At 40.9% G+C, this 23,956-nt stretch carries 13 protein-coding genes; 8 read left to right on the top strand and 5 right to left on the bottom strand.

Annotated elements, in window-relative coordinates:
- Positions 1–87: 87 nt before the first annotated feature.
- The 6 genes from CDG62_RS12275 (at position 88) to CDG62_RS12235 (ending at position 15,650) form a co-directional block, all read left to right on the top strand.
- Positions 88–1,263 (top strand): cysteine desulfurase family protein, encoded by a 1,176-nt coding sequence (locus tag CDG62_RS12275; protein WP_087527882.1) that lies wholly within the window; start codon positions 88–90, stop codon positions 1,261–1,263.
- A 753-nt stretch (positions 1,264–2,016) separates the two neighbouring features.
- A complete protein-coding gene (locus CDG62_RS19465; protein WP_213070677.1) occupies positions 2,017–9,543 on the top strand; it encodes a type I secretion C-terminal target domain-containing protein in 7,527 nt (2,508 codons plus the stop codon).
- 92 nt (positions 9,544–9,635) lie between these two features.
- A complete protein-coding gene (locus CDG62_RS12250; protein WP_087527880.1) occupies positions 9,636–10,721 on the top strand; it encodes a glycosyltransferase in 1,086 nt (361 codons plus the stop codon).
- Positions 10,718–12,334: a TolC family protein gene (locus CDG62_RS12245; RefSeq protein WP_087527879.1), complete on the top strand. Its 1,617-nt coding sequence runs from the start codon at positions 10,718–10,720 to the stop codon at positions 12,332–12,334. Before CDG62_RS12250 ends, CDG62_RS12245 begins: the two co-directional genes overlap by 4 nt.
- Complete coding sequence (locus CDG62_RS12240) at positions 12,331–14,466, top strand: type I secretion system permease/ATPase (protein WP_087527878.1); 2,136 nt, start codon at positions 12,331–12,333, stop codon at positions 14,464–14,466. Before CDG62_RS12245 ends, CDG62_RS12240 begins: the two co-directional genes overlap by 4 nt.
- A complete protein-coding gene (locus CDG62_RS12235) occupies positions 14,463–15,650 on the top strand; it encodes an HlyD family efflux transporter periplasmic adaptor subunit (protein WP_087527877.1) in 1,188 nt (395 codons plus the stop codon). Before CDG62_RS12240 ends, CDG62_RS12235 begins: the two co-directional genes overlap by 4 nt.
- A 135-nt stretch (positions 15,651–15,785) precedes the next feature.
- Here CDG62_RS12235 and yddG read toward each other — a convergent pair whose 3' ends face one another.
- The gene (yddG, locus tag CDG62_RS12230) at positions 15,786–16,670 is read right to left on the bottom strand and encodes an aromatic amino acid DMT transporter YddG (protein ID WP_087527898.1); all 885 of its coding nucleotides are present in this window, start codon (positions 16,668–16,670) and stop codon (positions 15,786–15,788) included.
- A gap of 171 nt (positions 16,671–16,841) precedes the next feature.
- Positions 16,842–18,344, bottom strand: coding sequence for a PLP-dependent aminotransferase family protein (locus tag CDG62_RS12225; RefSeq protein ID WP_087527876.1), 1,503 nt, complete (start codon positions 18,342–18,344; stop codon positions 16,842–16,844).
- Between the two features lie 109 nt (positions 18,345–18,453).
- Between CDG62_RS12225 and CDG62_RS12220 the strand changes: the two genes are divergently transcribed.
- Together CDG62_RS12220 and CDG62_RS12215 are read left to right on the top strand one after the other, a co-directional pair.
- Complete coding sequence (locus CDG62_RS12220) at positions 18,454–19,098, top strand: FMN-binding negative transcriptional regulator (RefSeq protein ID WP_087527875.1); 645 nt, start codon at positions 18,454–18,456, stop codon at positions 19,096–19,098.
- Between the two features lie 45 nt (positions 19,099–19,143).
- Positions 19,144–19,731, top strand: a complete 588-nt coding sequence (locus CDG62_RS12215; protein ID WP_087527874.1) for a GNAT family N-acetyltransferase — start codon at positions 19,144–19,146, stop codon at positions 19,729–19,731.
- 124 nt (positions 19,732–19,855) lie between these two features.
- Here CDG62_RS12215 and CDG62_RS12210 read toward each other — a convergent pair whose 3' ends face one another.
- The 3 genes from CDG62_RS12210 to CDG62_RS12200 all read right to left on the bottom strand — a co-directional run bounded on the left by CDG62_RS12210 (position 19,856) and on the right by CDG62_RS12200 (position 23,931).
- Positions 19,856–22,372: a TonB-dependent siderophore receptor gene (locus CDG62_RS12210; protein ID WP_087527873.1), complete on the bottom strand. Its 2,517-nt coding sequence runs from the start codon at positions 22,370–22,372 to the stop codon at positions 19,856–19,858.
- A gap of 66 nt (positions 22,373–22,438) precedes the next feature.
- Positions 22,439–23,395: a FecR family protein gene (locus tag CDG62_RS12205; protein ID WP_087527872.1), complete on the bottom strand. Its 957-nt coding sequence runs from the start codon at positions 23,393–23,395 to the stop codon at positions 22,439–22,441.
- Positions 23,396–23,415: 20 nt separating this feature from the next.
- Entirely contained in the window at positions 23,416–23,931 is a 516-nt protein-coding gene (locus tag CDG62_RS12200) for a sigma-70 family RNA polymerase sigma factor (protein ID WP_087527871.1), read from the bottom strand.
- Positions 23,932–23,956: the final 25 nt, after the last annotated feature.

Here is a 23,956-nt window from a genome sequence, read left to right as displayed (position 1 = left end):
ATTTATAAGGTATGATTAAATCAATATAAATAGAATCAATTTTATCATCTATAATCATTTTAAATTAATTATTCTATAGAGATAAAAATGAGCAGACTTATTTACCTTGATTATGCAGCAACAACACCTATTCTCCCTGAAATCACTCAGGCAATTATTCGATGTTTGTCTATCGAGGGAGATTTTGGAAATCCTGCATCACAATCCCATCATTATGGTTGGGATGCTGCAAGACATATAGCAACATCTAGACAGCACGTTGCCAATTTAATTCATGCGAATCCTCAAGAAATTATTTGGACTTCTGGCGCAACCGAATCGAATAACCTCGCGCTGAAAGGAACATTAGATCAGTATAAAAATCAAAATAAACACATTATTACCAGTAAAATTGAGCATAAAGCTGTGTTAGATATCTGCGCAGACTTAGAAAATCTGGGATTTGAGGTGACTTACTTACAACCTGAATTCGGGACAGGACTCATTCATCCTGAACAGGTAAAACAAGCTATTCAACCCAATACCGTACTTATTTCCCTGATGATGGTAAATAATGAAATAGGGACTTTAACTGATATTCAAACCATCGGTAATATTGCACATCAACACCAAATTTTATTCCATGTCGATGCTGCCCAAGCCGCAGGAAAGACAAAAATTGATGTTCAGACGATGCATGTTGATTTACTCAGTTTATCTGGACATAAAATATATGGCCCCAAAGGCATTGGCGCATTATATGTTCGCCAAGACGTGCAAAAGCAAATAAAGACTCAAATCCATGGTGGGGGGCATGAGCAAGGGTTACGTTCTGGAACTTTAGCCACACATCAAATTGTAGGAATGGGGGAAGCTTGCAGACTGGCTAAAATTAATCTGGTTCAAGAACAACAGCGCATTCAAAATTTAAGAAAGAAATTTTTAACAGGTTTACAAGCACTGACCCCTGTAAAACTTAACGGACATCCTACTGAGCATGTTGCAAATTATTTGAATGTAAGTTTTTTAGGAGAACGAGCACAGGCTATTCTTTTTGCAATTAAACAAGTTTCCGCCGTTTCTAGTGGCTCTGCTTGCAATTCACATCATGCAGCTCCATCCCATGTATTAAATGCTTTAGGGCTTAATGAAGAGTTAGCTTCGAATACCGTGCGCTTTAGTTTTGGAATATATACCACGCAAGATCATATAGAAATATTATTGAAGCATTTAGTAATGGTTTTAAAGGAGCAAAAAGAAACAATACAGTTATCTTTTATCTAGACCTTAAATCTATAATTTATTTGGACTAGAGAACTAGAGTTTATTAGTAAAATATTCTCTAGTTTTTTTAACTGATAAAGATGATATGCAAATTTTGTGCAAGTGATGTTTATCCAGAAAAATACAAATTAGTTTTATTTTAATTTAGTACTTAGATGTATGGGTATCTAAAATAAAAAAAAGTGTGTGTGAAATCAAAATAGTGATTTTATATTTTTGACAATGGGTGGTACTTGGTGTGTGAGATATTGTGTTTTTAAATACAATAAATACATATTATTGTGATTTCGTTCTCAAAAATATCCATAAAAAAAATGTGCTTTTTATTCTTTATGTTACATAAAAAAACAATTATGTTTTTAATGTATATGTTTTTTTAAATATACATTTTTCAATTTATTAAAATATTTATTTGTATATATCTATTTGTTTTTAATTGAAAAAATAATTTTTAAAAAATCGGGTTTTTATTTTTTTTAAAGAAATATTGATAAGATATTTTAAAAAATCTTAATAAAATTTGTTGGTTTTGAGTGAGCTTATACATGTGTATTTTAAAGAATAATAAACTAGTGTAAAACTCTAAGAAGAAGAAGGAGTTTACTTTTAATACTCATTTTTTTATTTAATGAAAAATAAGAACGTACAGGCTATGAGTAGCTAAAAGTTGTTTAAGTTTAATAAGACCAAAAAAAAGTTTTTTTATTTTTGGACGGAAATAAAAAATCAATACCATTTCAGAGGGTTATTTGTATGGTTACTCAAATTTCAATAGTAGGTAAGGAATCTCATAAAGAAGCTGTGGCTAATATGGGAGGATCAAACAAAGTTCAGTTATCTAAAGAAAATCCTTCGGTAGTCAAGCTTCAGCTAAATAAAGATGAAGTTAAGAGTTTTTCAAAAGAAGGGAATGATCTCAAAGTTATTTTAAATAATGGAGAGGTTATAATAATTGTTGGTTTTTTCGCATCGGATAATAGTTTAGTTTTAGAAGGTAGTAATGCCTTAGTATGGGTAGATTTTGTTGCTAATGGCGATGCTATAAATGCAACATATTCAACTTTGAGTGATATTGAACCTTTGCTTTACGATGATAATGGAATGTCTGCATTAGCGTGGATTGCAATTCCATTAGCTGCGGGAGGTATGATCGCTTGGGCAGCAAATGATTCAGATGATGATTCAGGTTCTAGTTCTAAAGGTGCTACAGGTGAAACGGGTGCCACAGGTGAAACGGGTGCCACAGGTGAAAATGGATCTACTGGTGCTACAGGTGCTACAGGTGAAACGGGTGCTACAGGTGAATCGGGTGAAGATGGCAAGTCAATTTTAGACCTGCTTATCGAAGCTGGAGAGTTACCTGCAGATGCAACCATTACTGATTTAATTGAATATTTAAAAGGTGTGGATGGTGCGATTGGTGCGACAGGTGCATCAGGTGCAGATGGAAAATCAGCCTTAGAGTTATTGATTGATGCAGGTGAATTACCAACCGACGCGACTATTAATGATTTGATCAATTACCTGAAAGGGTTAGATGGAGCGATTGGTGCAACAGGTGCTACAGGTGCGGATGGAAAATCAGCCTTAGAGTTGCTAATCGATGCGGGTGAGTTACCACCGGGTTCTGATACGAATGACCTGATTGACTACCTCAAAGGTGCAGATGGAGCGACTGGCGCAACAGGTGCTACAGGTGCGGATGGAAAATCAGCCTTAGAGTTATTGATCGATGCGGGTGAGTTACCACCGGGTTCTGATACGAATGACCTGATTGACTACCTCAAAGGTGCAGATGGAGCGACTGGCGCAACAGGTGCTACAGGTGCGGATGGAAAATCAGCCTTAGAGTTATTGATCGATGCGGGTGAGTTACCACCGGGTTCTGATACGAATGACCTGATTGACTACCTCAAAGGTGCAGATGGAGCGACTGGTGCCACAGGTGCTACAGGTGCGGATGGAAAATCAGCCTTAGAGTTGCTAATCGATGCGGGTGAGTTACCACCGGGTTCTGATACGAATGACCTGATTGACTACCTCAAAGGTGCAGATGGAGCGACTGGTGCCACAGGTGCTACAGGTGCGGATGGAAAATCAGCCTTAGAGTTATTGATCGATGCGGGTGAGTTACCACCGGGTTCTGATACGAATGACCTGATTGACTACCTCAAAGGTGCAGATGGAGCGACTGGTGCCACAGGTGCTACAGGTGCGGATGGAAAATCAGCCTTAGAGTTATTGATCGATGCGGGTGAGTTACCACCGGGTTCTGATACAAATGACCTGATTGACTACCTCAAAGGTGCAGATGGAGCGACTGGCGCAACAGGTGCCACAGGTGCGGATGGAAAATCAGCCTTAGAGTTATTGATCGATGCGGGTGAGTTACCACCGGGTTCTGATACAAATGACCTGATTGACTACCTCAAAGGTGCAGATGGAGCGACTGGTGCAACAGGTGCTACAGGTGCGGATGGTAAGTCAGCACTAGAGTTGCTAATCGATGCGGGTGAGTTACCACCGGGTTCTGATACGAATGACCTGATTGACTACCTCAAAGGTGCAGATGGAGCGACTGGCGCAACAGGTGCTACAGGTGCGGATGGTAAGTCAGCACTAGAGTTATTGATTGATGCAGGTGAGTTACCACCGGGTTCTGATACGAATGACCTGATTGACTACCTCAAAGGTGCAGATGGAGCGACTGGCGCAACAGGTGCTACAGGTGCGGATGGTAAGTCAGCACTAGAGTTGCTAATCGATGCGGGTGAGTTACCACCGGGTTCTGATACGAATGACCTGATTGACTACCTCAAAGGTGCAGATGGAGCGACTGGTGCCACAGGTGCTACAGGTGCGGATGGTAAGTCAGCACTAGAGTTGCTAATCGATGCGGGTGAGTTACCACCGGGTTCTGATACGAATGACCTGATTGACTACCTCAAAGGTGCAGATGGAGCGACTGGCGCAACAGGTGCTACAGGTGCGGATGGTAAGTCAGCACTAGAGTTGCTAATCGATGCGGGTGAGTTACCACCGGGTTCTGATACGAATGACCTGATTGACTACCTCAAAGGTGCAGATGGAGCGACTGGCGCAACAGGTGCTACAGGTGCGGATGGTAAGTCAGCACTAGAGTTGCTAATCGATGCGGGTGAGTTACCACCGGGTTCTGATACGAATGACCTGATTGACTACCTCAAAGGTGCAGATGGAGCGACTGGCGCAACAGGTGCTACAGGTGCGGATGGTAAGTCAGCACTAGAGTTGCTAATCGATGCGGGTGAGTTACCACCGGGTTCTGATACGAATGACCTGATTGACTACCTCAAAGGTGCAGATGGAGCGACTGGTGCCACAGGTGCTACAGGTGCGGATGGTAAGTCAGCACTAGAGTTGCTAATCGATGCGGGTGAGTTACCACCGGGTTCTGATACGAATGACCTGATTGACTACCTCAAAGGTGCAGATGGAGCGACTGGTGCCACAGGTGCAGATGGAAAATCAGCCTTAGAGTTATTGATTGATGCTGGTGAATTACCAGTAGGTTCTACAGTTTCAGATCTAGCTGAATATTTGAAAGGTGAAACTGGTGCAACTGGATCTACAGGTGCCACAGGAGAAACTGGTGCTACAGGAGAAACAGGCGCCACAGGTGAAACGGGATCTACAGGTGCTACGGGCGAAACAGGATCTACAGGTGCCACAGGCGAAACTGGTGCTACAGGTGTAAGTGGATCAGCTGATTTGATTACAGGTATTACTTTAAATGCCGATGCAAATGGAAATGGAAAACTCAGTCAGCGCGAGCTTCTAGATGGGCCAAAAACAATAACGATTGGATTGGGTGCAGATGCCAAGGAAACGGATGTCATTATAGTAAATGGCACTCCATATGTGCTTACTCAACAAAATATTGATGCAGGAGAAATAGAAGTTTCTGTATCTGTATTGGAAGGGTTGAATTTCATACGTGTTGATGCCTCAAATAGCTATGGTCAGACAGATATAGACTTTAAATTCTTTGAAGTCGCTGATGGAAATTATATTGGTAATGTGAATGTCATAAGTGATACCAATGGAAATAACATTATTGATAACACTGAGCTAGGTGTAGGTAGTACGATCGATGTTCGTGTGCAGATTGGTGAGGATGTTCGCGTAGGAGATGTTGTTTCTTTGGGTGGTGTAGAACATACAGTAACGCAAGTTGACATAGATCAAAAATACGTAGAATTTTTAGATGTACCTGTAACACAAGGACAAACTGAGACGCTAGATGTCGATATTAAATCTAATACAGGGACTGAGTTGGATGATGCATCTAAAGATATAAAGATTGATGGTGCACCGCGTGACATCGTAAGTTCGATTGACTTCCCTAATGATGTAAATATCGTAGGTGGCGATGGCATACTGACTCCAACAGAGATGGGTGGTAAAAACTATACCCCTGTAAAAATTACATTAGGTGCAGATGCTCAGGTTGGAGATATCATTGTTGTCAATGGTGACAAATATATTCTGAATCCATTAGAGGTGAGCAGCCATACGTTAATAGTTAACGTATCAGTACGAGAGGGTCAAAATCCGATTGATGTTTCAGCAACGGATCAATGGGGTAATGTAGATCGAGTAACTGATTCAATCATTGTCGATCTATTACCACCTGTTGGAGGGGCTATCAGTATTTTTACACCTATTGCTGGTGATGATGTTATTGATACCAGCGAAGTTGGTGGGAATATTACGGTTACAGGGGCTGTAACGTTGCCTGCTGATACAGTCTCAGCAACAGTTATGGTAACGGTAAATGGTCAGGCATATCCTGCAACTCTAACCGGAAATACATGGACAGTATCTATTCCTGGCAGTCAGTTTGCTGGCGGTGCTGGTAATGTACATGCTGAAGTGACCTTTACTGACAGTGTTGGTAATACATCATTACCAGCAGTCGATAATGCAGCCTATACTTTAGATATTCCAGCAGTACTGAATGACTCAGTACTTGCAGGAGTTGGTGTAAATCCACCTGTTACAGGCAGCACTGTTAAAACAGGTACAAGCTTAGCTATGGATAGTACCTCAGCGCCAGTCACGGCAGTTGATGGAAATGGTACATCAGTGCAGTTGACTGTTGGCGGTGTCGCTTTGGTGTGGAGTGGAACTGGTACACTAGCAGACCCGTTTATTGCAACAGTAGCAGGTCTTGCAGAGCCAGCGCTGAGTATCACGATCAATAACAATGGCGATTACATTATTACGCAAAACCATAGTTTGGATCATGCATTAGTAGGTGCAGACAAAATCACGATTACTGTACCGGTTCTCAATGCTGGTCAACCGCATGATGTGCTAAAACTAGAAGTAGTGGATGGTATACCTGTTGCTTCAGCGGACAGTACAGCAGATTTAACGCAAACGATTACACAAGATGGTGAAACTCTAGTCGTGAGTGTTCCGCAAACTTATCGTGGTTCTGCTGTTGAAACTTTTGGTGGTGATGTTGAGGGAGCACATGTCAGTAAAGTGACTATTGAAGGTATCGCGTTTACTTATGATGGTACGACCGTGACGCCGCCTGCTAGCTTTGGTAACTCAGGAGTTGTTACGTCACATACTGTAACAGATAGTTCAGGTACATCTTTAGTTGTTAACACAGCTCGTGGTGAAACGGTTACAGTGAATTTAGACACTGGAAATTATACTGTAGAAGTTACAGGTCAAGGTCTAGCGACAAATGAAGCGCCTGTTGCGACCATTAATTCTACTGGTGGGTTACTGGGTATTGTTGATGCAAATGTATTGGGTGTAATTGATCTTTCACAAACACAAACTTTCTCAGTTTCGGATGCTAATAATAATTTAGTGAAGGTTGACGCTGGTTATGAAATACAAGGATTAATTGGAGCATTAGATACTGCAGTTAAGGCTGGTATTAGTGCAGCATTGAGTCCTATTCCATTATTAGGCAGTGTTCTTAGCAATATATTAGGCAGTAGTTTGAGTGCAGTATCAGCGTTGTTGGATACAACACTCGTTCGAACACTTTTGGGTAGTGCTATTCTAGATCCGTTGTTAGCGAATGTACAAACTGCTCTGAATGGTGAATTAAGGCTTGAATATGATGTTCAGCTAGCTACAGAGCTAGGGTTAAAAGTAACAGCTGTTCCTGCAAATAATAGTAATAGTTTCAAAGCTAGTTTGACAGTCGAGTCTTTGCAAGCTGGCGCAGAAGTAGATGCTTTAGCATTAAATCAATTTTTGAGTACAGTTCGAACCACAGATGGCCAAGGCGTTTTAGACTTGTTGGGTTCAGGAGTCCAACTCACAACAAATATGACACTAACAGCTGAAGATGCAAATGGTGCTGTGGGCTCAGCAACCCCATTGAGTACTTTGGTTGATGTTAATTTGATTACTGACGGAATCCAGTCGAATACTACTGTGATTAAAGATAACGGTTCCAATCTTAACCAAAGTGGTGCGACATCGTCTGTTCAAATCTTTGGCTTGGACGGCAACGATACCATCAAAGGCAGTGATTTTGCAGACATCATCCGTGGTGGTGCTGGAAATGACACAATTGATAGTGGTGCTGGAAATGACATTATCATTGGTGGAAAAGGCAATGACACGATGACAGGCTTCTTAGGTCGTGTGGTGTTCAAATGGGAAGCGGGAGACCAAGGAACTGTTTCATCGAAAGCTATAGACACAATTGTTGATTTTGATACTCGCTCTGTAGCACAGGGTGGTGATGCAATTGATCTATCTGGTTTGTTGTCTGGTGCGAGCCGTGTTGGCACGAACTCAATTAATATAGGACAGTACTTATACTTTGTTGAAGCTGGGGGGAATACAGAAATACATATCAGTTCAACAGGTGGTATTACAGATATTACAGCCTCCGATACGGTAAATGCAGTTGATCAGGTGATCGTACTTGACGATGTATCAGATCTGCTAGACCAGTTTAATAGCCAAGAAGAACTCATCAATTTCTTACTTAAATCTGGAAAACTGATCATTGGCGAACAAGTGCTTGACCAAATAACTTATGACAGTATTAAAGCTGATGATCAGCTGAATATCGATATTGAGATCAAAGATGGTGATGGTGATACTGATACACATAACGTGGACTTAACAGTTGGTAGTTTAGAAGACGCTAATCAATATCAGCCTAACTTTGATCCAAACAATGTTGCTCCTGAAATTAGCCTAGATGTATCGAGTCTTTTAGGTTTGATTGGTGTCGATGCGCTTGGCTTAGTGGATCTAAGTCGTCAGTCTTACTCAGTCATTGATCAAAACAACAACTTGCAACGTGTTGAATTGGTTTACCAACCTGTAGTTAATGTTGGCTTAACACGTGCTTACTTTAGCGTCAGTGCGGAGTTGGCTACTGAGCTAGGTTTGAAAGTGACCTCAGTGACAGATGGTGGTTTACTCAATCTACTCGGCTATAGCAATACATTAATCATTACGGCAGTCGATGGTGGAACAATCAGCAATTTAGCCATCAATGAACTTTTAGCAGCAGTTGAAATGCGTGCAGAAGATGGCACATTACTCACAGGTAATTTGTTGACTGCAAATGTACTTGATTCGGTTTCAATGACTGCTATTGATAGCCAAGGTGCCTCTTCAACGAAGAGTGGTGGAAGTTTAATTGATGTGAACTTACTCGATAGTTTCAGCAATGGTGATGAGTTTATATTTGAAGGCTCCAATGTCATTGATAATCTAAACCATTCTGCGGAAACAGAAGCTGTACGTTTATATGGCTATGCTGGAAATGACACATTAACAGGTGGTTCAGGTAATGATCTGTTACGTGGCGGAGATGGAAATGACACACTCATTGGTGGCGCAGGGAATGACTTGCTGATTGGAGGATCAGGCAATGACACACTCACAGGTGGTGCGGGTAATGACACTGCGCTATATGAACTTCTAGATAATTTAGATGCTAGAGGTGGTAATGGCACTGACACTTGGACTGATTTTACGGTTGGTTTGGGGGCAGATAAAATTGATGTTTCTGCGTTGCTCGATGGACATCAGACTGCGACTAATATAGGTAACTATATTTCTGTGACAACTGATGTAAATGGACATGCAGTGATTGCAATTGACAGAGATGGTAGTGGAACGAACTTTACTGTCAAATCAGACTTGTTGGTGCTAGAAAACATTACAGCCAGTAGTTTAGGCGCTACAGCAGAGGATCAACTTCAGACCTTATTAAATAATAATCAGATCATCTTCTAAACAGAAGGAAAGGAATAAAAAAGGATGCTTTGTGGGTTTAAACACAAAGCATCTCCTCTCTATGTATTTGATGAATTGGATATAAGTAATAAATGAAAAAGCATATTCGCCTAAATATGATTGTTAAAAATGAGGCGCATGTCATCTTAAGATGTTTGGCGTCAGTTAAACCTTGGATAGATTCATGGTGCATTGTAGATACTGGTTCTAGTGATGGTACTCAGGACATTATTCAAGACTATTTAAAAGACATTCCTGGGCAGCTATATGAACGGCCTTGGAAAAATTTTGGGTACAACCGTACAGAGGCACTACAGCTTGCTGTCTCAGAAGATCTGCCTGTTGCGGATTATCTCTTATTCATTGATGCGGATGAACAGTTACAAGCCGCTGAAGATTTTGTTTTACCTGCACTTACGGCGAAAGCCTATTATTTTCCAGTGATTTATGGCGCTTTGCGTTATCGACGTAATGCCATGATTTCTACAGCTCTAGAGTGGAGTTGGAAAGGGGTCATACATGAATATCTTCACTCACAGCAATTACATCGTTGGCAAACACTTGAAGGCTTGAACATATTTGTTCAGCATGATGGTGCTCGAGCAAAAAATAAAAATACATATCTCAATGATATTGCTTTGCTGGAACAAGGACTCATAGATGAGCCAGATAATTTGCGCTATGTTTTTTATTTGGCACAAAGTTACCGTGATGCTGGCATGTTTGAAAAAGCACGAGAGTATTTTTTAAAGCGTGCTGTAGCAGTTGGTTGGGAGGAAGAGCGCTGGATGGCCCAATTTCGGGCGGCACAAATGGCCGAACGTCTAGGGTTAGATGAAGACATCATTCATCGTGAATATTTAAAATCATGGATTTCAAATCAGTCGCGTGCTGAACCACTCTATGCTCTAGCACGTTACTATCGGCTAAAAAAAGACTTTGACTTAGCTTGCTATTTTGCTATGCAAGCTATCGATATTCCTAGCCCCAAAGACGGATTATTTGTGGATGCAAGTATCTATGAGTGGCGAGCATTAGATGAGTTGGCTGTTTCAGCAACCTATTGTAAAATATATAAAAAGAAAGGCCAGGAAGCCATGCAAAAATTGCTAACAGAAAAAAAGTACCCGAAGACACAGCAAGTGCGCATGTTGGCAAATGAGAAATTTTATAAATGAAAAAAAAGGAAATGATTCGCTCTGAATCAAAATCTGAATCCATCTTTTTAATGAACAAATGGTCGATTGCCGAAAAAAGAACGTATTTTATTTGTATGCTTAAGAATTCTGGTCTTTGGCACTCCTCTTTATATTTAAGTTTTGCTTTGTTGTTTCCCGTGACATTTGCAAGTGCCAACACAGAACAACCATCTTCTGTTAAAAGTAAAATCAATCAAATATGGCAGCCTAAACCTGACGATCAATCAAATACGATTAAAATTGATGATTTTAATCGTTTATTCACCAATACATCGTCAGTCCAAGAGTTACCCCAAATAACCGCCGCAGTGACGGCTGGCATACCAAGTAGTAGTGTAAGGTCTGTCGCTGTAACAAAAAGAAGCCAACTGGATTTTTTAGATGCGATTCGGCAGGCATTGCAACGTCGTCCGGAAATTACTCAAGGCATTGCGGAAGTTGCTCAGCAGCAAGCAAATATTGATACCGTCAAATCACAGTATTTTCCTCAAATTTCAGGAGGATTTAATACTGGTGACTTTACGACAGGAGAGCGTGGTCGACAAGTTTTTAGTATTTCTGCGACACAAATGCTTTATGACTTCGGCAAAGTAAAAAGTGCTGTGACAGTTGAACAAGCAAAGTTGATGCAAGACCAAGCGCAGTTATTACTTGAAATTGATGATATTTCATACCAAGTAGCCAATGCAATTGTGAACATCAAACGCTATGAAGAGCTCGTAAAAATTGCCGATCAACAAATTAGTGGTATTGGTCGTATCGCTGAAATTGCGCGATTACGTGCACAAGCTGGTATCAGTAGCCAAGCAGATCCGATTCAAGCACAGTCAAATTTAGAAGCAGCTCAATCGACCAAGGTGTTTCAGGAAGCCCAGTTGCATCAGTATCAACAAAAACTCAGAACTTTATTGGGATACGACGTTTCAAATATAAATGTAAATATGCCAAGTTTTTTAGTTGAAAAAGCAGGGTTATACGATGAAATTGATTTTAATAACGTTTCAAAAATGATGGCCGCACAAACGGCGGTTCAGATTGCAAAATTTCAGAAGCAACAAACCAAATTAAATGTTTATCCGACTTTTAATATTAAAGGCAGCCTAAGTCAGGCGGTAAATGGTCGTAATCCAAATAATAACGAAGATGATGGTTTTTATAATTCCATCATGCTCGAAGCTTCAAGCACCTTTTTTCAAGGTGGAGCAATTAGTGCGAGAAACCGTGCCGCTAGCTATGCAGAGGAAGCAGCCAAAGCACAAGTCAGCACTGTTTATTTAGATGTATTGGATCAAACTCGTTTGATTCAGACAGAAGTGGAAGGCAAGCAAAAGCAAATGGTGGTTCTTGCTCAACGACGTGAAACCACAAAACGAACCAAAGAACTCTATCAAGAACAATATAAATTAGGCACACGAACTGTTGTTGACTTGCTCAATGCTGAACAAGCAATACATGGCGCTGCTCAGGAAATTGAAGCTGCTCGCTATGATATTTATACAGCACTGATTCGATATATTGAAATTACTGGCCGTAGTAGAGCTGTTTATCAATTAAATAATACGCCTATTCAGGGACTTGAGGTGGTGTCATGAGCAGTTCATTAAATTACCAACCATGGCTAAAAGCAGTGCTTCGTATTGCAAAGCACTATCGTATTGAAACATCAGAAGAACAACTTCGTTTGCAACTCAACTGGAATCAAAGTGATTCTATCGTAGAGACTCTGACACTCATAACCCGTCAACTGGGGATGAGTTTACGTCAAGTACCATTCAGTCAAGATTTGCTCAATCCATGGTTATTACCTGTTGTTGTCGAGTTATCGGATGGACAAGTCGCTGTAATTGAAAAAGCAGATTCAGATGGCAATATCAGCATCCAATTCAGCGCTGACGAAGGGCTTACACAAACCTATACCATTACGAAGCTACAAGAACATATTCGCTTTGTTTATATCATTCGACCTGAAAAATCGGTGAGTGATGTCCGTGTCGATGAATACATCAAACCTTATGAAGCCAGTTGGTTTTGGAGCATCGTATTACAAGACTGGAAACGGTATATCGACATTATGTTTGCCTCTCTCATGGCGAATATCCTTGCATTAGCAACCGTCGTATTTTCTATGAATGTCTATGACCGTGTTATTCCAGCACAGTCAATCCCAACGTTGTGGGTACTGGCAGGTGGGGTATTAATTGCTGCAATTTTTGAGTTTTCGATACGCGTTGCACGGGTTTTCTTATCTGACATTATTGGTAAAAGAGCAGATTTAAAAATATCGGATCGGGTCTTTGGCCATGCATTACGCATTAAAAATAAAGAACGTTCAAAATCAACAGGGACATTTATTTCTCAAATTAGAGAATTAGAAGGGGTTCGTGAACTGGTGACTTCAACCACCATTTCAGCAATTGCCGATTTACCTTTTTTCTTGATGTTCTTAGTCATCTTCTGGCTTATTGGTGGCAATCTGTTTTGGGTCATGCTCGTGGTTGTTCCTTTGATGATTTTGCCGGGTCTACTGATTCAAAAGCCTTTAGCAAAACTAGCGAAAGAAGGTATGCGTGAAGGTGCAATTCGTAATGCTATGCTCGTTGAAGTGGTACAGGGTATTGAAGACATTAAACTGCTTAGAGCTGAGTCTCGGTTTCAAAATCAATGGAACCGCATGAATGAAATTTCTGCAGATATTTCCATGCGTCAGAGAAAGTTGGTGGGTGTGTTGAATGCATGGACACAGAAGATTCAAGGGTTGACCTTTGCTGTTGTCGTGTTAGTGGGATGTTTTGCGGTCATGAAAGGTGAAATGACAACGGGGGCATTGGTGGCATGTTCGATGTTGTCTTCTCGAATGCTTGGACCTATAGCCCAAATTGCAGGGGTACTTGGGCGCTTACAACAGGCAAAAGTTGCAAAAACAGGTCTAGATGAATTGATGAAACGTGCTGTTGATCAACCTGAACGGGGACATTTAATTCATCGACCTATGATCAATGGTGATTATGACTTAACAGATGTTAGCTTTAAATACAGCGATGGAGATGAAAAGCCCAACTTACACATTGCTAAATTGGTCATAAGAGCTGGCGAAAAAATTGCGATTCTTGGACGAAATGGTGCAGGTAAATCGACCTTATTACAGTTGTTATCGGGGATGCAAGAACCCACACAAGGCAAAATTAAACTTGATGGACTGGAATTAAAACTGATTGATCCCGCAGATGTAAGGCGAGATATGGGATTGCTCAATCAAAATGCACATCTCTTTTTTGGCACAGTTCGAGAGAATTTGACACTTGGGGCACCTCTGGCCAGTGATCAAGAAATTTTAAATGTCCTAAAAATCACAGGTGCACTCGATTTTATTCAAGCTAAAAAGGAAGGGCTCGATTTTCAAATTTTAGAAGGTGGTACAGGGTTTTCAGGTGGACAGCGTCAGGCTTTATTAATGGCACGCTTATTAATTTGTCAGCCGAATATTTTACTGCTTGATGAACCAACATCATTTTTAGATGAAGTCACAGAAAAACAACTAATTGATCATTTAAAGCACTGGTTAAGACCTAAAACTATGATTATTGCGACACATCGTCGTGCGGTCTTAGAACTTGTCGATCGGATTATTGTGGTGAACGATGGAAAGATCGTGATGGATGGACCGCGAGATCAGATTTTAAATCAATCAAAACAACAAAAAGCTGCTGAGGTGCTAAAGTCATGAGTCAAATGGAGTCGAGTAAAAAAAGCGTTTCGGCCCTCAACTTTCAACCGCCTTTACCGAGTGTCAGCAAGTTCATTTGGGTGATTTGTATTGGATTGCTCGTTTTACTGGCTTGGGCATGGTTTTTTGAATTAGAAGAAGTCTCTACAGGCTCAGGTAAAGTTATTCCATCGTCCAAAGAACAATCGATTCAGTCTTTAGAAGGCGGGATTTTAACTAAACTGTATGTCAGTGAAGGAGAGATTGTAAAGCAAGGGCAGGTTCTAGCACAGTTAGATCCAACGCGTTTTGCTTCAAATGTAGGTGAGTCAGAGTCACTCTTAATTGCGTCAAAAGCGACAGCGGCACGACTTCGTGCGGAGGTCAACGCTGCTCCCTTGGTGTTTCCAGAAGATGTACTAAAAATACCGAAGTTAGTCAGTGAAGAAACTGCATTATATCAATCTCGCCGTTCAAATTTAAATGATTCGGTATCTGGCCTAAGTCAGGCTTTGGTTTTGGTGGAACAGGAGCTTGCGATGACTGAACCCCTCGTCGCAAAAGGGGCAGCCAGTGAAGTAGAGGTGCTTCGTTTGAAACGAGAGGCCAATGACCTTCGAAATCAGATGAACGATATCCGCAATCAATATTATGTGAAAGCACGGGAAGAGTTGGCCAAGGCTAATATTGATATTGAAACGCAAGCACAGGTGATTAAAGGCAAAACCGATACCTTACAGCGTACTGTTTTCAAGTCACCTGTACGAGGTATTGTCAAAGAAATTGATGTCATGACCATTGGTGGCGTTGTTCCACAAAATGGAAAATTGATGACCATCGTTCCTTTAGATGAACAGCTTTTAATTGAGGCCCGCATATCGCCACGCGATATTGCTTTTATTCGACCAGATCAAGATGCTTTGGTGAAAGTGACGGCCTATGATTATTCAATTTATGGCGGTTTGCATGGAAAAGTGACGGTCATTTCACCCGATACATTAAGAGATGAAGTCAAACAAGATCAGTTCTATTATCGTGCTTATATCCGTACAGACTCTGACAAACTTATCAATAAGCAAGGTAAACAATTTAACATTACACCGGGTATGGTGGCAGTTGTGGATATTAAAACAGGGCATAAGACAGTGTTGGACTATTTAATTAAACCGTTTAACAAAGCCAAAGAAGCATTGCGTGAACGCTAATATCCACCCAACAGGTTTAAAGTAATTAAAGCCAACGACGACATTGCATACGTTGGCTTTTTTATTCAGTCATTGGTTTTAAAAATAAGAATCAGCGCTGAGAATTCGTTTGAAATAGACTCTATTGTTAAGAATTTAAGCTTTGGCTTTGGTTGAAACCCAACACAATAAAGCACCGAAGCAGACCATCAAAGCGCCCTGCCAAAAGCTGAAAGTTAAATGCGTACTTAAAATGACGGCCGAAACGACGGCCGAAAGTACAGGAATGAAATACGATGCGGCAGCCAATAAGGTGACATTGCCATGCAATATACCAATATTCCATGCACCATATCCCATCCCCATTGCAAAGGCTGCAAGGACTAAATAAATGGTGGGTTGCAGTTCAAAACTCAAAGAGCTTTCACCTAACAAAAACCATTTAACCCAAAGCACAATTGAAACTAAAATGAAAAAGAGAGTTACCCCATTTTTACCATTCGCCATTTTTGCAGTGAGGGTGCAATACGAAGCCCAAAGCACAGTACCGAGTAATGCCAAACAATAGCTAAGAGGGTTATTTTGCACATTGCTGAGCATGCCTTTAAAGCTTAATCCTTGATCGCCGCCCAGTACCCAACAAATTCCTACCAACGAGATAAAAAAGCCGGGTACGATGAGAAAATTGGCTTTTTGTTTATTAAATACAATCGCAAAGATAATGGTAAAGGTCGGCCACAGGTAGTTCACCATACCAACTTCAATGGCTTGTCGACTACTGGTTGAGTAACCAATGGACAGGGCAAGGCAAATTTCATAAGAGACAAACAGTAAACTTCCCCATATCAGATAAGGAAGAGGAAATTCTTTTAACCGAGGCCAACCAAATAAGAGCAACAAAAAAACAGAGGCCAACGAGTAAATGAGGGCGGCTCCACCAATCGCCCCAAAGCTATTGCTCACTTCCTTAATCAGAGCAATAATTAAACTCCATAATACAATGGCAGCTAGACCAATCCATGTTGCTTTTGTTGAGTTCATTTTGTTTGTAGTCTTTAACATATTCATTTAATTTGTAAATTCTGTTAAGTATTTCCATTGTTTGGTTTAAAACAGATTTACAGTGCAATTTTAAGGCCACTAAGCGCCGCCGACATTATACGAAAAAATGGGCGGCAGTCGCTTATAAACCTGATGATAAATCACGTGAATTTATTTCACATCAAACGGCTGTTCATGATGCTTAAGAACATGTGCCAAACTTTGTACAGCACGTTCGATTTGAATCAGCTCAAAATCTCCTAAACCAAGCACTAAACCAGAGCGTTTACGTTCCAAGGAAAAGGTTGGTGAAACTGCTTTAATTGCGATACCAGCATCCAGTACGTCTTGTGCGACTTTTCGATCATCCATGTAATGTGCAAGCCATAGCACCATATGCATGCCTTGATCTCCAGCTTGCAAATAGCCTAAGTGTTTTGGAATATAGCGTTCAATCATGTTAATCAAATATCTTCGGTTCTCTGCATAGGCATTGCGAATTCGTCGAATGTGGCGTTCTAAATAACCTTCTTGAATAAAGGCAGCCAGAACATGCTGATCAGCAGAGGGAGGATGACGATCGATCAAAACACGCAATCCACAAAAAGGAGCAACCAAAGCTTTGGGCAGTACGGCATAGCCGAGTCGCAGTGATGGGAAAAGTACTTTGCTAAATGTCCCTAAATAGATGACTTGTTCAGGTGCTAACCCTTGCAAGGCTGGAAAAGGCTGACCACTGTAGCGCAGTTCACTGTCATAATCATCTTCAATAATCCAAGCACTATGCTGTTTGGCCCACGTGAGTAATGCTGTACGTCTAGACAAACTCATCGGCATGCCGATTGGGTATTGATGAGAAGGAGTGACAAAGGCAGCACGGGCATTGGGCGCAAGGTTTATACCTGTATCGACCTGAATTCCTTCTTCATCCACGGGAACACGAACAATGTGTAAAGGTTGTATTGAGTTTTCTAGTAGAGCAGTTGTCCCTCTGTAAGCAGGGTCTTCGACCCAAACTTGGTCTTGTGCTTTAAATAGAATCTGACTACAGATATATAGAGCCTGTTGGATGCCACTGGTAATCACAATTTGCTCAGGTTCGCAGTGTACAGAACGAGAGCGTCGAACATAGTCAGCAATTGCAACACGTAAGGAAAATACACCTTGCGGATCATCATACCCAGAGGGTGCTGCGACGCCCCGTGCGCGGTAGCGATTGCCAAATTTTCTCCAAATATCATTTGGTTGGGTGCGACCAACAGGTACAGAGACTGCAAAAGGAAGATGGGGAAGCGGTTTAAATTCTTTCAATACTTCAGCATAGGCCTGAGCTGCGGTTGTTAGCTGAATGTGAGTAGGCAGAGTATTTCTCCGCTCCTGAGTTTGTTGAGACTTTGAATGCGATAAGGCATCTGAAACGAAAGTACCTTGACGCGCACGTGCCACTAAAACCCCTTCAGCTAAGAGTTGATCATACGCTTCAATGATGGTGCCACGCGAAACACTCAATGTCATCGCCAATTCTCGCGATGAAGGTAAAGGATCGCCTGCTTGTAAATCACCATTTTGTACTGCTTGTCGTAAGGCTTGAATCAGTTGGGCGGCTATTTGTCCCTGCATTTTATTAAGCTTTGCGATAGAAGGAAGTTCTACAACTTTTGCCATTCTTGCCATAATTCTGGTCTACTCAAAGTAATACATACTGGTACTTTTGAATAATCCAATTAAACCAGAGAATTTACAACAACAAATACAGCAATAACGAGCTCAAGGAGGCAAAGCTGTGTATATCCCTGCAGAATTTGAAGTCACTCAAGTTGAAGAGCTACATCAGCTCATACAGAATTATCCATTGGGTATTTTGTTTACCCATGGACGAAGTGGTTTAGATGCAAACCATTTACCTTTTGAGTTACAAGTCGATCATACAGAATTTGGGATATTACATGCTCATGTCTCTCGAAATAATCCTGTTTGGCAAGACCTGAAGAATGGTGATGAAGTGTTGGTGGTCTTTCGAGCTGGAGATGCGTATATCTCACCACAATGGTATCCGAGTAAACAAGAGCATCATCAGCAAGTGCCGACATGGAACTATCGAGTGGTACATGCTTATGGTCGTGTGACTATTCGGGATGATGAACGCTATGTGCGTGGTGTGGTGGCACGTTTGACACGAACTCATGAAGCAACACAGCCAGAGCCATGGAAAATGTCGGATGCACCTAAGGATTATCTTGAACCTATGTTAAAAGCAATTGTGGGGATCGAAATCGAAATTACTCAGTTGCAAGGCAAATTGAAACTCGGCCAAAACAAAGAACACCGAGATATTCTGGGTGTGGCGAATGCACTGAAAGAAACTGGGCAGGTTGAGATAGCAGATGCGATGCATTTGATTGCAACATCAAAAATTGAGTCAATCTAGCCACAGATTATCCAATTTAACGAATTAAAATATAAGGAATTAGCTATGCAGTGCTTCAAGCCTGTAGTTTTACAAGGTGAACGAATTACATTAAAACCGCTTAAGTTTGAACATGCACCAGCACTGTGTGATGCAGTGTGTGATGGCGAGTTGTGGAAACTGTGGTATACCCGTATTCCTTCACCTGAGCAGATGACGGCCGAAATACAACGTCGACTAGATTTACAGCTGCTGGGCAGTATGTTGCCATTTACGGTGGAAGAACGAGACAGTGGTCGGCTGTTAGGGATGACGACTTTTATGAATATTGAAGCCGAGCACCGCCGTGTTGAAATTGGTTCAACATGGTATAGCCAGTCCGCACAGCGCAGTTATGTCAATACGGAGTGTAAAAATCTGCTACTTTCGCATGCATTTGATACTTTGAATTGTATTGCGGTTGAGTTTCGTACGTCTTCTTTTAATTTTAAAAGTCGGGCTGCGATTGAGCGTTTGGGGGCAAAATTAGATGGGGTACTTAGAAGCCATCAAATTGTACAAAACGATATTTTAAGAGATACGTATGTGTACAGTATTTTAAAAACTGAATGGCCTGCAGTACAGAAGAATTTGAGGGCGCTCTTGAATCAGTAATAACGTTTTGTTTAGTTGACGCGTTTCATTAGAGAAAAATAATACATAAAAAAGCGGCATTATTTTTATATGAAAATAATGCCGCAGATATACAACTAAATGATCAATGATATTTGACCTATATTTACCAGTCGTATTTCAAACCCACTCTAAAGTTGGTTGGCGCACCATAATAGCTGTTGGTGGTCGATAGATGATATTTCTCATTAAACAGATTATTTAAATTGAAATTCACTAAAAGATTTTCATTGATTTTATAACGTGCCATCAAGTCAACCAATGCGTAGCTATCTTGTGTGAATCGAGTCTTAGTTGGCACATTATCTTGATAAATTTCACTTTGCCAGCGTAGTCCGCCACCGATTGTTAAAGCTTCGTCGAGATAAGGCAGGGTATAAGTGGTAAAAAATTTAGCGGTATTGTTTGGGATATTGGTATTTAAATTATTACCATCTTTGTCCTGAGAGATATTTCGTGAAAAGCTTGCAGAAACTTGCCATGTATCTGTTAGTTTCCCAGTAGCTTCTAACTCAAAACCGCGACTTTTTGTACCAGATTCTGTACGGTATGCTTGAGAGCCATCTGGTGCAGTTTCCCCCTCTATTGCAATGCTTTTATTCTCTTCTTGGGTTTGATAAATGGCAGCACCGACGTTTAGTTGGTTATCAAAGAATTCACCTTTAATCCCCAGCTCTGTACTATTTCCGACCAGTGGATCGATATAGCTACCTGTGGTGGTTTGCTTGTCTTGTGGTAAGAAAATATTGGTATAACTTGCATAACCTGTCCATTGCTCTGTTAAGTCATAAGTAATGCCCACATAAGGAATGAATTTATTTTTTTCTTCACGTATTGAGGTAACCAGTTTCTGATCAGAGTTGGTGTAGTCTTTATCTACGCGTTGCCAATTTTCTAAACGTGTTCCTAAAATCACAGCCAATGGATCTGCCAATTTTAAACGTATTGCACCAAATACTGACTGGCTTTTTTCATCATTGCTGTACCATCCTCCAATCGGCATTTCAGGGCGTGTAGGCGTATTTCCGTCCCATTCGAAAATATTATCTAAAGTACTTACACTCCAACCCGAATAGGTTGGACGTTTATTTTTACTTCTGGCATAGGTTGTACCTAAAACCACATCATGGGTTTGGTTGAGTAAGTCAAATGAACCATTTAAGGTTAAGTTAAATAAGTCCTGAGTTGGTTCATAGTCCCAATGAGATCCATAAAGTACAGCACCAGCCCCTGTTTCTTTATTAATTCCTGAGCGTGAGTACCCATAACCGACAATTTCATCAGATGCTGTGATCGTACGAGATATGACACCTTTGAGTTTCCAGCGTTCGTTAAACTGGTGTTCAATATCTGCAAAATAAGCTGTTGTTGTTCGATCGGACTCACTCCAACTTGCGGCATTTGAGTCTGAACGTGACCAATCAATTAAGGTGCCATCGGTATAAAATGAAGGTAAACCACCACGGGCAATACCTGAGATATCCATTTTTTGATAACTGAGGCCTAAACTGGCTTTAGTTTTTTCTGTAAGGTCTGCCTCAACAACACCATAGGCAATTTTACGTTCTTCACTATAGCGGTCGATATAAGAGTCGCCTGTTTGATAGGCTAAAACGGTACGTCCGCGAATCGTTCCTGTTTGGTTTAATGGAGATGAGACATCGACATCGGTACGATAAGTGTCCCATGAACCTGCGCTCGCACTGACCGAGGCTTTAAAGTCTTGTAAAGGTTTTTTACGTACCATATTAATACTGGCACTGGCAGAGCCTGCACCCGTCATTAAGCCATTGGCACCACGTACGACTTCAACTCGGTCAAATAAAGCGGTGTCCTGACTTTGGAAGATACTGCTATATGAACTCATCAGCTTTACGCCATCGAGCAAATAGTTATCAACCGTTTGACCACGTGCATAAATAGGCGATAAGTCACTACCAATGTTGCCGCTTTGGTTAATGGTTAAACCTGCGGCCTGTGAAACAACATCGGTCAGTTGCGTGAGGTTTTGATCTTCCATTTGTTGGCGGGTAATGACACTCACCAATTGTGGCGTTTCTTTGAGTGAAAGTGCCAAACCTGTCGAAGCTGTGGTGGCTTTGGCTGTATAAGAACCCGAGCCTTCAGTCGTTAAGTTATTGCCTGAGTTTGCTGTTAAAGAAATAGTCGCGAGCTGAGCCGTTGCATCTGCACTCATTACTTGACTACTATTTGCACCTGAAGCATTTTTGGCTTGGCTATGAATGGCTTCGAGTTGAACTTCTCTTGTTTGAGTTTGAACTCGTTGTTTTGCTTGAACACTATAGCCGCCATTGTTGACTTTGACTGCAAGCAAGGCATGGGGCTGCAATAACGCAGCCAACGCTTGATCGAGAGCATAATTACCTTTTAGCGCCTTCGCTTGCAAATTTGAAAGAGCCTTTGAGTCATAGCTGATGGTTGTCCCTGTTTGGATTGCGAGTTGTTTGAGTGCTTCATCTAAAGGGAGTTGAGTAAAGTTCACAGGATACGTTGTGGTAGCATAAACAGCAGTGGTAGCGAAGCTTCCTGCCATCAGTGGCATGCCCCATAAAACAGCGCGAATAGCCATCGCTAATCTACATTTTGCCTGATAATCCTTCATGCGGTGTTCTCGACTGGGAGTGTATTTCTGTATAAGTCGAGTCAGCTCAAAAAAAGGGTCATATTTTTATCTTTTTTTTATTTTTAATAGATATGAACTGTAATAATCCAGCTCAAGCTGATGAGTATAGGCCAAGTTCTCTAGACTTTGCTTTGGGCTTTTTAATGAAAACACCCCTGAAACACGAATTTTTTCTAACTCAGGATCAATAAAATAAGTTCCATTTTGATAACGATACAATTCATCCAATACTTTTTTAAGTGGCCATTGTTCTACAACCAGTAAATGTTGTGTCCAATAGGGTTGGTCATTTTGAAGCGGGTAGATGACTGAAATTGTATCGGCATCAAAACTGGTACGTTGGCCTTGTTGTAAAAGTTTGCGTGTATCTGTTTTGGCAGGATATAAGGCTACTGCATGTTCATAAACTTTGACTTTAGTGCGATATTCGTCTTCTTGGCGAACTGTAAACTGTGTACCTAAGGCTTCAATCTTTCCATCTTTGGTCGTGACTATAAATGGGCGATGCTTCGGATCTTTTGCCGTCTGAATATAAATCTCACCTTCAACCAATTCAACTTGTCTGGTTTGTTTTGAAAAGTCGATATTGACATAACTATTACTGGCTAAAATCAATTCTGTGCCGTCCGCTAAAGGCACAGTTTTAATTTCACCCACTTGACTATGGTAATCAGCTTGTAGCTTTGCCCAAGGGATACAATAAAGGCTTAAGCCAATAATGCAGAACCCTGATAATCCAAACAGCATATTGTGTTTTAAAGAGGTGCTAAATGTATGTTTAGACTTAACTAAGGTATCTGGTTGGAAAGAATTGGGTAAATCAGACAATCCTTGTGTAAAACGTTCAATCTGTGAAATAGCCAAAGCATGTTCTTTATTTTTTGACTTCCACTGCTCAAATTGCTCTCGTTGTTCCTCGGTTACCTCTCCAGAATGAATCAGTACTAGCCAATCGGCTGCTTCATCTAGGATATGATTAGGTAAAGAAGAGTGCTGTGGCATAAGTGTTATAATAAGATGAATTAATCAACAGGATTATAAAGACTTATACAAGCTAAAAAAGCCTGCTTCATATCTCTTTTTACCGTTGCCTCAGAAATATTCAATTTCTCACTAATCACCCGATAGGTGAGACCATCTAACTGGGACATTAGAAAGACCTGTGCTGTACGCGTTGGTAGCTTCTCAAGCATGCGATGTACTTGATAAAGCGTTTCTCGAATGCACACCTCATGCTCTGCCGAAGGGTAATAGTTTTCAGGTAACTGAGCCAAAGCATCTAAATACAACCTTTCAACATGTTGATGTCGCCAGTGATCAATAATCACATGTTTCGCAATACTCATGAGCCATGCTTGAGGCTCTTTAATTTTTTCAAAACAGTATTCACTTTTAAGTGCACGATAAAACACCTCCTGACTCAGGTCTTCAGACTGATGATGGTGTTGCAATTTATGTTTAAACCATGACAACAGCGTGGTTTGGTGTGTGCTGTATATCTGGCTAAACCACATTTTTTTTTGGACATTTAAGTTCATATTTTCAACTCATGACCCTAGAAAA

It is taken from the genome of Acinetobacter sp. WCHA55, assembly GCF_002165305.2.
GTDB lineage: Bacteria > Pseudomonadota > Gammaproteobacteria > Pseudomonadales > Moraxellaceae > Acinetobacter.
The sequence above is the reverse complement of the archived record's forward strand: the minus strand, read 5'-3'. Positions and strand labels throughout refer to the sequence as shown.